The organism is Piscinibacter gummiphilus (assembly GCF_002116905.1).
GTDB lineage: Bacteria > Pseudomonadota > Gammaproteobacteria > Burkholderiales > Burkholderiaceae_C > Rhizobacter > Rhizobacter gummiphilus.
The window spans coordinates 2,678,197-2,691,497 of record NZ_CP015118.1 but is presented as its reverse complement, the minus strand read 5'-3'; the positions used below and the strand labels follow the sequence as shown (position 1 = coordinate 2,691,497).

The window sequence follows — 13,301 nt, the reverse complement described above, 5'->3', positions numbered from 1 at the left end:
GCAGGTTCCGTGACCGGGTGATACTGCACGCCCGTTCACTGTTCTTTACCGGGCAGCCATGGACGTGTCTCCCACGACAGGCAGCCTTGACCCTCTCCCGCTCCGGACGCTACATTACTGACCGTTCAGTCAGTATGCCCATGCCCGCGAAACCAACACCCTCCACTCCCGTCCGGCAGCGCCGCAAGGAAGCGCGTCCCCAGGAACTCCTGGACGCGGCCCTCGCGCTGTTCGTCGAGAAGGGGTTCGCGGCGACGCGATCGGAGGAAGTGGCGTTGCGGGCCGGGGTGTCGAAGGGCACGCTCTATCTGTATTACCCGAGCAAGGAAGAACTGCTGAAGGCGGTGATCCGACAGAACCTGTCGAAGATCCTCGCCGACGGTGCGGGAATCGCCGATGGTTTCGAAGGCCCGACGTCGGACCTGTTGGCGATCCTGCTGCGCACCTGGTGGGAACAGGTGGGCGAAACCCCGGCCGGGGGCATCCACAAGATCATCATGGCCGAGGCTCGCAATTTCCCGGAAATCGCGGAGTTCTACAACCAGGAGGTCATCGTGCCGGCCCACGACCTGATCTCGAAGATGGTGCAGCGTGGGGTGGACAGCGGCGAGTTCCGCGCGGTTCCCGCCCACGAGGTCACCCACGTGCTGATCGCGCCCCTGATCTTCCTCGCCCTTCACAAACACGCTTTCGGCCCCTGCCCCGTCGGCATGGACGAGATCGATGCCGGGCGGATGATCGAGACGCAGATCGACATCATGTTGCGCGGCCTGCTCGCGCGCGACGTCCCCCTTCGATCCGATCCCTCGAAAGCCTGACTGAATGAAACGCCGCATCAAGTGGTTGATCGCCATCGTGCTGATCCTCGTGCTGGGCCTGGCCGTGCTGCGCACGCTGCACGCCCGCAAGCTCGCCCGCCTCTCGGCCGCGGCCCCCGCCGCATCGGCCGCGCTGGAGCTGGCCCGCAACGACGTGGTCACCGCCCGCACGCTCGACCTCACCCGCACGCTGAACCTGTCCGGTGGCCTGAAGGCCGTCAACACCGCCGTCGTGAAGGCCAAGATCGCGGCCGAACTCAAGTCCCTCACGGTGCGTGAAGGCGACACCGTCAAGGCCGGCCAGGTGATCGGCCAGATCGACACCACCGAGGCCGACCTGCGCGTGCAGCAGGCCGCACAGACCGCCGAGTCGTCGCGCGCGCAGCTGGGCATCGCCCAGCGCGCGCTGGAGAACAACCGCGCGCTCGTCGCCCAGGGTTTCATCTCGGCCACCGGCCTCGAGACCTCGGTGTCGAACCACGCCGCGGCGCAGGCCTCGTACGAAGCCGCGGTGGCCGCGGTGGGCCTGGCCCGCAAGTCCGTGGCCGACGCCCGCCTGGTCGCCCCCATCTCCGGGCTGATCTCGCAGCGCATGGTGCAGCCTGGCGAGCGGGTGCCCATCGACGGCCGCATCGTCGAGATCGTCGACCTCTCCCGCATCGAACTCGAAGCCGCCGTGGCGCCGGAAGACGTGGCCGACGTGCAGGTGGGCCAGGTGGCCCGCCTCCGCGTCGACGGCCTCTCCGACCTCGTCGAGGCGACGGTCGCCCGCATCAACCCGAGCACTCAGGCCGGCACCCGCTCGGTGATGGTCTACCTCGCGCTCAAGCCCCATCCAGGGCTGCGCCAGGGCCTCTTCGCCAAGGGCGCGGTGGAACTGCAGCGCAAGCCGGCGCTGGCCGTGCCGGTCAGCACCGTGCGGGTCGACCAGCCGCGCCCCTACGTGTTCACGGTCGAGAACGGCCGCATCGTGCAGCGCCTCGTCACACTCGGCGTGCGCGGCGACGCGCTCGTCGACGGTCAGCGCGAAGCCTCGGTCGAGGTGACCGATGGCCTGGCCGACGGCGCCGTGGTGCTGCGCAGCACCGTCGGGGCCGTCCGGGCCGACACGGCGGTGAGCCTGGCCGCCACGGCGGCGTCCGCCCCCGCCGCCATCCCTTCCGCGGCCTCGGCCGCCCGCTGACCGGGGCCCGCCACCATGTGGTTCACCCGCGTCTCCATCGGCAACCCGGTCATGGCCACGATGGTCATGCTCGCGTTCGTCGTGCTGGGCCTGTTCAGCTACCAGCGCCTGGCCATCGACCAGTTCCCCAACATCGACTTCCCCACCGTCGTGATCGCGATGGACTATCCGGGCGCCTCGCCCGAGATCGTCGAGAGCGAGGTCACGAAGAAGGTCGAGGAAGCGGTCAACACCGTCGCCGGCATCAACTCGCTGTACTCGCGTTCGTACGAGGGCACCTCGGTCGTCATCGTCGAGTTCAACCTCGACGTGGACGGACGCAAGGCGGCCGACGACGTGCGCGAGAAGGTCTCGCTGATCCGCCCGCTGCTGCGCGACGAGGTCAAGGAGCCCCGCATCTCGCGCTTCGACCCGCAGAGCGTGCCCATCTTCAACGTCGCGCTGCTGTCCACCGACACCAGCAAGAGCGCGCAGGAGCTGACCAACTGGGGCACGCAGGTGCTGCAGAAGCGCCTCGAGAACGTGCGCGGCGTGGGTTCGGTCACCGTCGTGGGCGGCAGCGCCCGCCAGATCAACCTGTACTTGCGCCCGCCCGCGATGGAGGCGCTCGGCGTCACCGCCGAACAGGTGCTGTCCGCCGTGCGCAGCGAGAACCAGGAACTGCCGATGGGCTCGATCCGCTCGCTGGAGCAGGAGCGGGTCGTGCAGATCAACGCCCGCATGAAGCGGCCGGAAGACTTCCGCGACATCGTGGTGGCCCGCCGCGCCGGCAACCCGATCCGCCTGTCGCAGGTGGCCGACGTGGTCGACGGCCCGCAGGAGATCGAGAGCCTCGCGCTCTACAACGGCCAGCGCACGGTGCTGCTGTCGGTGCAGAAGTCGCAGGGTGAAAACACCATCGCGGTGGTCGACGGCCTGATGAAGGCGCTCGACGGCGCGAAGAACGTGACCCCGCCGGGCATCCGCACCGAGGTGATCCGCGACAACTCGCGCGCCATCCGCGTGTCGGTGGCCAACGTCAAGCGCACGCTGGTCGAGGGCGCGGTGCTCACGGTGCTGATCGTGTTCCTGTTCCTGAACTCATGGCGCTCCACGGTGATCACCGGCCTTACGCTGCCCATCGCGCTGATCGGCACGTTCCTGTTCATGTACGCCTTCGGCTTCACCATCAACACCATCACGATGATGGCGCTGAGCCTGTGCGTGGGCCTGCTGATCGACGACGCCATCGTCGTGCGCGAGAACATCGTGCGCCACGTGCAGATGGGCAAGAGCGCGCACCAGGCGGCGCTCGACGGCACGAACGAGATCGGCCTGGCCGTGCTCGCCACCACGCTGTCCATCGTCGCGGTGTTCCTGCCCATCGGCTTCATGGGCGGCATCGTGGGCAAGTTCTTCCACGAGTTCGGCATCACCATCGTGGCCGCCGTGCTCATCTCGATGTTCGTGAGCTTCACGCTCGACCCGATGCTGTCGAGCGTCTGGCACGACCCGCAGGCGCACGGCACGCATCGCGGTCCGCCGGTGACCCTGTACGACCGCACCATCGGCCGCGTGACCGGCGTGTTCGACCGCTTCACCGAGTGGCTGGCCGACCTGTACCAGCACATCCTCGGGTGGTCGCTGTCCCACAAGCTCGCCACCCTGCTGATCGCGCTGGCCACCTTCGTCGGCAGCTTCTTCATCATCCCGGTGCTGGGCGCCGAGTTCGTGCCGAAGGCCGACTTCTCCGAGACGCAGATCAACTTCTACACGCCGGTGGGTTCGGCCCTGGAAGTGACCGAGACGCGGGCGAAGCAGATCGACGACGCGCTGCGCAAGATGCCGGAGGTGAAGTTCACGGTCACCACGATCAACAGCGGCCAGGCGGCCGGCAAGATCTACGGCGTGGTCTACGTGCGGCTCGTCGACCGGGCCCAGCGCACCCGCGACCTGGCCGCGCTCAGCGTGCCGCTGCGCGACGCGATGAACCACGTCCCGGGCATCACCGTCACCAACATCGGCCCCACCGATCTGGGCGGCGGCAAGAGCCTGCAGTTCTCGATCCAGGGCAGCGACCTCGGTGAACTCGAGCAGCTGTCGAACGAACTGCTGCCGAAGCTGCGGGCCATCCCGGGCCTCGTGGACCTCGACACCACGCTGAAGCCGAACAAGCCCACGGTGTCGATCGACGTGCGGCGCGACGCGGCCTCCGACGTGGGCCTGAACGTCAACATGCTCGCCACCGGCCTGCGCACGCTCGTCGCCGGCACCACGGTGGGCAACTGGCGCGCGCCCGACGGCGAGAACTACGACGTCAACGTGCGCCTGACGCCCGACAGCCGCGTGTCCATCGACGACCTGCAGCGCCTGCCCATCAACGTGGCGGCCGCCGCCGACGGCTCGCCCCGCTACGTGCGCCTGTCCCAGGTGGCCGACGTGCGGGCCTCCACCGGCCCGAACCAGATCAACCGGCGCGACATGAACCGCGAGATCAACATGGACGCGAACGCGTTCGGCCGCAGCGCGGGCGACGTGTCGGCGGACATCCGCAAGGTGCTCGACGCGGTGAACTGGCCACCGGGCTACCGCTACACCTTCGGCGGCTCCACGAAGAACATGAACGAGTCGTTCGCGTACGCCGTGGGCGCCCTGGCGCTGGCCATCGTGTTCATCTACATGATCCTCGCGAGCCAGTTCCGCAGCTTCCTGCAGCCGCTCGCGCTGATGAGCTCGCTGCCGCTCACGCTGATCGGCGTGGTGCTCACGCTGCTGCTGTTCCGCTCCACGCTGAACATGTTCAGCATCATCGGCATCGTGATGCTGATGGGCCTCGTGACCAAGAACGCCATCCTGCTGATCGACTTCGCGATCCGCGCCCGCCAGGGCGACCACGGCGACGCCCCGCTGCCGCGCGAACAGGCGCTGCTGATGGCGGCCAAGGTGCGGCTGCGCCCGATCCTGATGACCACGCTCGCGATGATCTTCGGCATGGTGCCGCTCGCGTTCGCGCTGTCCGAGGGTTCCGAGCAGCGCGCGCCGATGGGACAGGCCGTGATCGGCGGCGTGATCACCTCGTCGCTGCTGACCCTGGTGGTCGTGCCGGTCATCTACTGCTACCTCGACGACCTCGCGGCCTGGGCCGCGCGGAAGTTCCGTGGGAAGGCCGCCCCGGCGGACGCCATCCCCGCCAAATAAAATGATCGATTCTTTCCGCCCGAATTTTTTCCGAGGATCCACGCCATGAGCATCGAACAAGCCCGCTTCAACATGATCGAACAGCAGATCCGGCCGTGGGACGTGCTGGACCAGGGCGTGCTGTCGCTGCTGGCCGTCGTCAAGCGCGAGGACTTCGTGCCCGCCGAACACCGCGCCAAGGCCTTCTTCGACACCGAGATCCCCCTCGGCCACGGCCAGTTCATGCTGGCCCCGCGCGTCGAGGCCCGCTTCCTCCAGGAGCTCGACGTGCGCAAGCACGAGCGTGTCCTCGAAGTCGGCACCGGCTCCGGCTACATGGCCGCCCTGCTCGCCCACAAGGCGCGCGAGGTCGTGTCGGTCGAACTCCAGCCCGAACTCGCGAAGGCCGCCATCGCGAACCTGCGCCGCGCGTCCATCACCAACGCCGTCGTGCTCGAGGGCGACGCGTCGAAGGGCCTGCCCACGCAGGGGCCGTTCGACGTGATCGTGCTGTCGGGTTCGGTCGCCTCGGTGCCGAAGGCGCTGCTGGCCGAGCTGAAGGTCGGCGGCCGCCTGATCGCCATCGTGGGCCAGGAGCCCGTGATGCGCGCCACCATCGTCACGCGCGTGGGCGAGCAGGAGTTCCGCAACGTCGAGGTGTTCGACACCGTCGCGCCGCGCCTGAGCGGCTTCGACGAGCCGTCGCGCTTCACGTTCTGAGCACGGCCATGCAACAGGTTCGCGTCACCGACCTGCCGGCGCTGCTGGCCTCGTTCGACGAGGGCGCGCGCCCCGTCGTGCTCGACGTGCGCGAGCCGTGGGAAATGCAGGCGGCCTCGCTCGCGCTGGACGGGGCGCCCACCGTCTGCATCCCGATGAACGAGGTGCCGGCGCGCCTGGCCGAGCTGGACCCGGCCCAGCCCGTGCTGAGCCTGTGCCACCACGGCATGCGCAGCCTGCAGGTCGGCGCGTTCCTCGAGCGCCAGGGTTTCGATCAGGTCTTCAACATCGCAGGCGGCATCGACGCCTGGTCCCGCGAGGTGGATGCCTCGGTGCCGCTCTACTGATTTCCGTCCCCAAGGAACCTTCATGTCCCTCCTCTCCCCGACCCGCCTCGCGCTGGCCTGCGCCCTGGCCGTGGCCGCCGCCGCGCCGGTCCACGCGGAAAGCCTCTCCGAGGTGTACGAGATCGCCCGCGGGTACGACGCGACGTACCTCGCGGCGCGGGCCGTCGCCGATTCGGCGCAGTACCGGCTGGAGCAGGCGAAGGCCGGGCTGCGGCCGTCGGTGGGATTGACGGCGGATTACAAGCGCACCGAGCAGCAGGCCTACTCGGAGACCGAGGGCCGGGGCCCGTCCGCCACGGTGGCCGGCAAGCAGCCGCTGTTCAACCGCGCCACCAGCGTGACGATCGAGCAAGCCGAGCGGTCGGTGGACATCGCGTCGGCCGACCTGCAGACCGCTGACCAGGAACTGATCGTGCGCGTGGCGCAGACCTACTTCGACGTGCTGGCCGCGCAGGACACGCTGACCACCGCCCGCGCGGGCAAGACTGCCATCGCCGAACAGCTCGCGTCGGCCAAGCGCAACTTCGAGGTGGGCACGGCCACCATCACCGACACCCGCGAGGCCCAGGCCCGGTTCGACCTCAGCACGGCCCAGGAGATCGCCGCCGAGAACGACCTGCGCATCAAGCGGCTCGCGCTCGACCAGCTCATCGGCCGCGCCGGCGTGGACCCGCGCCCACTGGCCCTGCCGGTGGTGCTGCCACCGGTGCTGCCCGCCAACGTGGACGACTGGGTCGCCGAATCCGAATCGGCGCCGCAGGTGCGCAAGGCCCAGCTCGGCTACGACATCGCGAAGCTCGAGACCGAGAAGGCACGCGCCGGCCACCTGCCCACGGTCGACTTCGACGCCGCCTACGGCCGCGGCCGGGTCGACCAGACGACGAAGAACCCGAACCCGATCAACCCGGCCAACCCGACGCTGATCCCGTACAACGGCTCGACGATGCAATCGAGCATCGGCGTCACGCTGAAGGTGCCGCTGTTCGCGGGCTTCGCGGTGCAGAACCGCGTGAAGGAGACGCTGGCGCTCGAGGAACAGTCGCGCAACACGCTCGACGCCACCCGCCGCACCATCGCCCAGGCCACGCGCACCGCCTTCTTCGGCGTGCAGTCCGGCGAGGCGCAGGTCAAGGCGCTGGAAGCCGCCGAGTCGTCGAGCCAGCTCGCCGTCGAGTCGACCCAGCTCGGCTACAAGGTGGGCGTGCGCGTGAACATCGACGTGCTGAACGCCCAGACCCAGCTCTACCAGACCCGCCGCGACCTCGCGAAGGCGCGCTACGACGTCATCGTGAACAGCCTGCGGCTGCGGCAGGCGGCGGGGCGGTTGCAGCCGGCGGCCATCGGGGCGGCGAATCAGCTGCTGGCGCCCTGAGAAACCACCCCGTCGAAAGGCGCGGCGCGGGGTTGCGGCGTCGCGCCGGGGTCACTCCGGATCAGACCGGATGCGATGGCGGCGGCGACGGATCAGTTCGCGAAGGATTCCCGAGGACTCCAGAAGGAACCCGAATCCACAAAGGGCATAGGCAACGATCAGGATGAATCGATAACGTCGAGGATCGATGACGACGGCGCGATGCTGGGCGTTGGCCGAGAACCAGACGTACAGGTCGGGAATCCAGTGGAAGAACAGCAGGATGGCAGCCACAGCAGCCGTTCTGCCGAGAAACCCCTTGATGTCCAGATCCCTTCGATGCATCGCGTCACGCCGTGGGTGGGTCATCTCTTCAGGAACAGCAGATTGCTTCAGGCTGGAAGCGGTCTCCCGGCTCTCAGCGGTTGCCATGGGCTTTCTTGCTGAGCCTCTCGATTGCCAGAATGCCGGCCTCCATCTTCTGGCGGGCCGAAGAGTTCGCCGAGTGCACGCGAATTCTCGGAGGAACGAAGCCATGCAGGGCGACGGCTTCCTCGATCCAGAGGACCACGTCGTATCCTGTGCCACGCTGGTCGTCGCCGAGGTCATGGTCCAGGCTGACCTCTTCGACGCCTCCGGCTTGAAGGAGCTTGATGACCTCGTCGGGCCAGAATGCACGCGTCCATCCCGGAGGCGTGTTGCGCTCGTCGTCCAGATAGATTCGCATCAGCCAGCGCAGTCGGGGCGCATGCCGTTCAACTGAACGAGCACCGATTCGTTCGGGCTCACCATTTCGAACGACCCGTCCTCGCGGAGATACATCTCGCCACAGAGCAGCCGTATCACTTGGCCCGAGATCTCCAACGAAGCATCCAGGACGGCTCCGCCGGGCCCCTGGCGAAGCACAGACAATCTTGCCACTCCAGTCGGCAGGTGTTCCAGCACCCGTGTCCGATACAGACTGCCCGGCGCTTCCTCAACGGGTTCGGGCACACCCTCCGTTCTCGCAAGGAGCAAGCCATTCGGGCGGTCGTCTGCATCTTCTGCGAACAACCGGAAGTGAAGGCCATCGCCGCGCTCGATGTAGACGCCTGAGAATTGCCAGAAGGGAACATCAGGATGCGCCCAAACGACGGGTGAGTCGCCCGCGAGGCCGGTGACGACCGTCTCGTCTGTCACCACCGCACGCCCACCGTCCAGCGCCATCTCCAACCCAACCCATCTCACAATGCACTCTCCGTCGAGGTGCGCAAGAGATGAGGGATGGGACGAGGACTCGGAGTTCATTCCTGAGATCTTAGCGTTCGGCCGACAGGGTTCGCTTCCGCCTGCGCAGCGGTGACCGCATCAGGCTGGGAGCGGTCGCCCAGCTTCACTTCGAGTTCCGCTCGGGCAGTACCGCCTCTTCATGACCGTACAGACTCGCGCTAGCGAACCGCACGACCAAACCTGCGACGCTGTCGCACGCTTCATAGCCAAGCGAACCATCTTCTCGCGCGGCCTCCCGCACGACCAGATCGGCGGCGTGCCATGAGGTAGGGCCGGCGACATACGTGCAATAGAAGAACGCAAGACCAACGGGCTCTTGCTGCGCCATCGGATGGGCGAGCTTCAGGATCAGTCGATCATGGTCGTCCCTGTAGGCATTGAACGAAGCGGGGCCGCCGCGCCATTCCTTCAAACGTTGCTGAAACTCGTCTACGCCGCAAGTCTTGACGCTCATGTGCCGGGCTGATGCTGGTCGAGGGTTGCCGGAAGCATACGTCTGTTCGGGGCACATTCGGAGTCAGCGACCCCGAAGGCCAGTCCGGTTCACTCCGCCGGCTCCGATCGGTCCGGACGCGTGGCGAGTGCAGAGTCCGGCCCCAGCACGAGAATCCGGCTGGGACCGAACAACGCGTAGGCCAGCAGCGGCACGATGGTGGCGTACAGCCCATGGGTCCCCGGGAGGCCCGATGCGACCGCATAGGCGATCCCGACGGGAACCAGCATGGTGGCCAGCACCAGGCCGGCGGCCACGTCGTTCGGCAGCCAGGCCGCCTCGTAGCGGCCGAGGAGTTGCAGCCCGGGAACCCAGCGCTTCCATCCGCCCGAATGCCCGGTGAACACGAGATTCCAGGCGGGGCTTGGCCGCTTCATGATCTGCACTCCATGGGTGTTGGGGATGCCCGCGAGGTGTGCGCTGCGAACGGACAACGCACCCGGCTTCCCCGGAACGTTCATGCCGCGGACGAGGACGATGATAAGCAGGACATCGCCGGTCGGAGGGATGGCCGCTGCCTCGGGCCGCCTGGACGCCACCGGGAAGCAGCGGTGGATAGACTATCGGCGATCGGCGCCCCGATGGCTGACTCCGGCTTGCACCCGAGTCGCCCTTTTCGATCCTGGGAATCCGCCGCCGTGAATCCGAAGGAGCTTCGCATGGGTGGGGAGGATCAGGACGACTTCAAGCTCAGCACGCGCAGGGTGCTCGAGGCGATGGGCTGGGAGAAGTCGCATCGGTTCAAGTCGCCAGGAGACGAACGCTATCTGCTGCACCAGGTCGTGGTCGAGATCGGCAACCGCCTCTATCACGTGCTCGACGAAACGACCTACAAGAACGGCATCTGGCCGGTCGATCCCGCGCTGCTCACCGCGTTGCGCGCAGCGCTGCCAGACCACACGGAGGGTTATGCGGGGCAGTCCATCGCCCAGTTGCTCGCGCGCAGCGGCGCGCGTGACCCTGAGGTCTCAGGGGCCCTGCACCCGTGGGACCGCTTGATGTTCCGGTGGCAGGAAGAAGGTCTCGCCGCGGCGGATGTGGCCGCGATCCTGCGGGATGCGAGCCTGGTCGAAAGCATGTCCGAGTCCGGGAGGGCCCGAATCGATGCCTGGATCGCGAACCCGGTCTCCGCGCTCTCGTGCGGTTTCTTCTACGTTCTCGCGGCCTTGTTCAACGTCGAGACCCGGCTTCTCATCGCATCCGTGAGAGACAGCGGATTCGATCCGCGGCACGACCAGCTGTTCCAGCAGCTCCTGGCCAGGGCGGTGCCGGCCGTCGACGTCGCGGAGGTGTCGCAGGAGTCGGACTCCGAGGAACAGCTGATCGATGTCACCGAGCACGCCGAACTCATCATGCGCACGCCCGACGCGGAACGCCGATTCAAAGTCGGCGACGATGCGGCGCTTTCCCAGGAGGGCGTGCGCGTCTACCGGGTCGCCGGCGGAAAGCGGGTGCGGTTCAGCCACGGGGGCAGGACGCACAGCTTTCCCTTCAAGAGCGAGGGTACCTGGATGGACCTGCCTTCCGTGCTGAACGCCGTCGACCGTTTCATGGCGGAGCTGGGACGCCCGGATCGGGCCCTCCAGTTCGAGGCGTCGCCTTGGGAGAACGCCGAGTGGCTGGGTTTTCTGGTGGCCGACCCCGCGGTCTGCGTGCCGGTCTGTGCGCGCCTCGGTCTTCCTCTGGCGGAACGGGCACGCGTCAGCTGAGCGGCGCAATGCGCCCGGCCATCCGCTTCGCCGCGCCCTGGTGGGCGGCCGCGAACGCCAGCGCCTTCGCAGCGACAGGACCGCGCCAGCCGGGTGCCATGAGGCCCACGGCCTGTGCCACGCCATCGACGATGTCCGTGGCCCGCAGCGATGCCCCGGCCGCCAGCGACAGCTCGGCGGCCTCCGCGAAGTTGAACGTGTGCGGGCCCATCACGATCGGGCAGCCGCACGCGGCCGCCTCGATCAGGTTCTGCCCGCCCAGCGGGGCGAAGCTGCCGCCCAGCAGCGCGACGTCGGACAGGCCGTAGTACAGCGGCATCTCGCGCATCGAGTCGCCCAGCCACACGTCGGCCTTCAGCGCGTCTTCCGGCGGCGTGTCACCCCAGCTGGATCGGCGGGCGAGCGTGAGGCCGGCCGCCAGCACCAGCGCCGCCACCTCATCGAAACGCTGGGGATGGCGCGGCACGATCAGCAACAGGCCGCGCTGGTCGGCGGGCTGCGCCTTCCAGGCGTCGATCAACCCGCCCTCCTCGCCTTCGCGCGTGGACGTGCCGAGCATCACCGGCCGGCCCAGCGCCTCGCGCCAGGCCTGGCCGAGCTGCAGCAGCGCGGGGTCGATGCGCATGTCGAACTTCAGGTTGCCGCAGACGATCGCCTGGCGAACGCCGGCGGTCCGCAGGCGTGCCGCGTCGGCCTCGGTCTGCGCGAGCGCCTCGTGCAGCGAGGCCATCGCAGGGCCCAGCACCGCGCCGAAGCGCTGGCCCTGGCGCAGGCTCTTCTCGCTCAGGCGCGCGTTCGCGAGCACGACGGGCACGCCGGCCCCGCGCGCCGCCTCGAGCACGTTGGGCCAGATCTCGGTTTCCATCAGCACGCCGGCGGCGGGCTTGAAGTGGCGGAAGAAGCGGCGCGTGGCGCCGGGGGTGTCGAACGGCAGCCAGGTCTGCACGTCGCCGTCGCGCAGCATCGCGTGGCCGGCCTCGTGGCCCGTGGCCGTGCCGTTCGTGAGGATCAGGCGCAGGTCCGGGCGTTCGGCACGCAGCGCGTCGACGAGCGCCTGGGCCGCGCGTGTCTCGCCGAGGGACACGGCGTGGAGCCACAGGGCCCCGGGCTGCGCGGGCTTGCCGTAGAAGCCGAAGCGTTCGCCGAGCGCATGCCGGTACGGCGGCTCGACGCGGCTGCGCCACAGCAGCTTGCCGAGGTAGGCCGGCGACGCGAGGCGCAAGGCCAGCGAATACGCGCCCCGGGCGGCGCGCGAACCCCAGCCGCCGCTCATGAACGCGCAGCCCTTCGCACCACCTGCCAGGCCGCCCACACGAGGTCCACCTCGGGCGTGGGATCGCGTTCGAGGGAGGCCTGGTGGCGATGTCCGTGCGACACCTGGGGCCCGGTGCGCCACGCCGTCGGGAAGTTGTAGAGCTGCACGTGCGGCAGGTCGAGGGCCACGGCGATGTGGCTCAGGCCGCTGTCGACGCCGATCACGCCCTGCGTGCCGCCCATGCGGTCCACGAGCGCGTCGAGCGACATCGGCGGCCACACCGACGCCTGCGGCCCGATGGCCGCGGCGATGCGGCCCGCCCGTTCGCGTTCGACGTCCCCGGCCTGCGGCAGGACAACGGAAAAACCGGACGACACGCAGCGCTGGCCGAACTCGATCCAGTTCGCCTCGGGCCACAGCTTGTCGTCACGCGACGTGCCGTGCACGAAGACGAGCGTGGGCACGTCGCAGCGGGGTCCGTGGGATTGCAGCCCGAACACCGGCGGGCCGGAGACGGTGTAGCCGAGCGCCTTCGCCGCCAGCTCGCGCGAGCGGTCGAGGGCGTGGATGTGCGGGGTGATGGGGATGGCCTCGTCGACGAACCAGCGGGCCGGTGCCTCGTAGCCCGATCCGTCGGTGCGGTTGGCGAGGCCGTAGCGCTTGCCGCGGGCCTGCCGGGCGACGAGCACCGACTTGGTCAGGCCCTGCAGATCGATCACCGCGTCGTATTCGCTCGCTCGCAGCGCCTCGCGGAACGCGCGGCGCTCCTCGCGCACGGCCTTCGTCCACCAGGCCTTGCGCCAGCGGCGCTGCGCGCATTCGAACACCGTGCCGATGCCCGCGACCCGCCGCACGAGCGGTGCGAAACCCGGTTCGACGACCCAGTCCACCACCGCCCCGGGGTGGGCGGCCTGGATGTCGTGAACGACCGGCATCGCGTGGACGACGTCCCCCAGCGAGGAGAGTTTGACGAGGAGGACGCGCACAGAGAAGCGGATGG

Annotated in this window: 13 protein-coding genes and 1 pseudogene; 7 read left to right on the top strand and 7 right to left on the bottom strand. The window is 68.5% G+C overall.

Annotated features, from left to right (window positions below; translation table 11 throughout):
• The first annotated feature begins 86 nt into the window (after positions 1 to 86).
• From A4W93_RS12005 to A4W93_RS11980, 6 genes are read left to right on the top strand one after another with little or no spacing between them, the layout of a single operon-like run.
• Positions 87 to 818, top strand: coding sequence for a TetR/AcrR family transcriptional regulator (locus A4W93_RS12005; RefSeq protein ID WP_237357767.1), 732 nt, complete (start codon positions 87 to 89; stop codon positions 816 to 818).
• Positions 819 to 822: 4 nt separating this feature from the next.
• The gene (locus A4W93_RS12000) at positions 823 to 2,001 is read left to right on the top strand and encodes an efflux RND transporter periplasmic adaptor subunit (protein ID WP_085750824.1); all 1,179 of its coding nucleotides are present in this window, start codon (positions 823 to 825) and stop codon (positions 1,999 to 2,001) included.
• Positions 2,002 to 2,016: 15 nt separating this feature from the next.
• Positions 2,017 to 5,178: an efflux RND transporter permease subunit gene (locus A4W93_RS11995; RefSeq protein ID WP_085750823.1), complete on the top strand. Its 3,162-nt coding sequence runs from the start codon at positions 2,017 to 2,019 to the stop codon at positions 5,176 to 5,178.
• A gap of 45 nt (positions 5,179 to 5,223) precedes the next feature.
• Positions 5,224 to 5,877, top strand: coding sequence for a protein-L-isoaspartate O-methyltransferase family protein (locus A4W93_RS11990; RefSeq protein WP_085750822.1), 654 nt, complete (start codon positions 5,224 to 5,226; stop codon positions 5,875 to 5,877).
• 8 nt (positions 5,878 to 5,885) lie between these two features.
• Positions 5,886 to 6,224: a rhodanese-like domain-containing protein gene (locus tag A4W93_RS11985; RefSeq protein WP_085750821.1), complete on the top strand. Its 339-nt coding sequence runs from the start codon at positions 5,886 to 5,888 to the stop codon at positions 6,222 to 6,224.
• A 22-nt stretch (positions 6,225 to 6,246) separates the two neighbouring features.
• Entirely contained in the window at positions 6,247 to 7,596 is a 1,350-nt protein-coding gene (locus A4W93_RS11980) for a TolC family outer membrane protein (RefSeq protein ID WP_085750820.1), read from the top strand.
• A gap of 51 nt (positions 7,597 to 7,647) precedes the next feature.
• Here the strand turns inward: A4W93_RS11980 and A4W93_RS11975 are convergent, their stop codons facing one another.
• The 5 genes and pseudogenes from A4W93_RS11975 to A4W93_RS11960 form a co-directional block, all read right to left on the bottom strand.
• A complete protein-coding gene (locus A4W93_RS11975) occupies positions 7,648 to 8,007 on the bottom strand; it encodes a hypothetical protein (protein ID WP_157131641.1) in 360 nt (119 codons plus the stop codon).
• Positions 7,994 to 8,302, bottom strand: a complete 309-nt coding sequence (locus A4W93_RS11970; RefSeq protein WP_085750818.1) for a cyclic-phosphate processing receiver domain-containing protein — start codon at positions 8,300 to 8,302, stop codon at positions 7,994 to 7,996. Before A4W93_RS11970 ends, A4W93_RS11975 begins: the two co-directional genes overlap by 14 nt.
• Complete coding sequence (locus tag A4W93_RS11965; RefSeq protein WP_157131640.1) at positions 8,302 to 8,862, bottom strand: hypothetical protein; 561 nt, start codon at positions 8,860 to 8,862, stop codon at positions 8,302 to 8,304. The genes A4W93_RS11970 and A4W93_RS11965 overlap by 1 nt, the downstream gene beginning before the upstream one ends.
• A gap of 85 nt (positions 8,863 to 8,947) precedes the next feature.
• Positions 8,948 to 9,298: a hypothetical protein gene (locus tag A4W93_RS29630; protein ID WP_157131639.1), complete on the bottom strand. Its 351-nt coding sequence runs from the start codon at positions 9,296 to 9,298 to the stop codon at positions 8,948 to 8,950.
• Positions 9,299 to 9,420: 122 nt separating this feature from the next.
• Positions 9,421 to 9,714, bottom strand: a pseudogene (locus tag A4W93_RS11960) (SulP family inorganic anion transporter); the annotation flags it as partial.
• A gap of 261 nt (positions 9,715 to 9,975) precedes the next feature.
• Between A4W93_RS11960 and A4W93_RS11955 the strand changes: the two are divergent.
• On the top strand, positions 9,976 to 11,046 hold the full coding sequence (locus A4W93_RS11955) for a hypothetical protein (protein ID WP_157131638.1): 1,071 nt from the start codon (positions 9,976 to 9,978) through the stop codon (positions 11,044 to 11,046).
• Here A4W93_RS11955 and A4W93_RS11950 read toward each other — a convergent pair.
• Positions 11,039 to 12,319: a 3-deoxy-D-manno-octulosonic acid transferase gene (locus A4W93_RS11950; protein WP_085754140.1), complete on the bottom strand. Its 1,281-nt coding sequence runs from the start codon at positions 12,317 to 12,319 to the stop codon at positions 11,039 to 11,041. The genes A4W93_RS11955 and A4W93_RS11950 overlap by 8 nt on opposite strands.
• Positions 12,316 to 13,287 carry a lipopolysaccharide heptosyltransferase I gene (gene waaC / locus A4W93_RS11945; RefSeq protein WP_085750815.1) on the bottom strand — a complete coding sequence of 324 codons (972 nt, stop codon included), beginning with the start codon at positions 13,285 to 13,287 and terminating at the stop codon, positions 12,316 to 12,318. Before waaC ends, A4W93_RS11950 begins: the two co-directional genes overlap by 4 nt.
• Between the last annotated feature and the right edge of the window lie 14 nt (positions 13,288 to 13,301).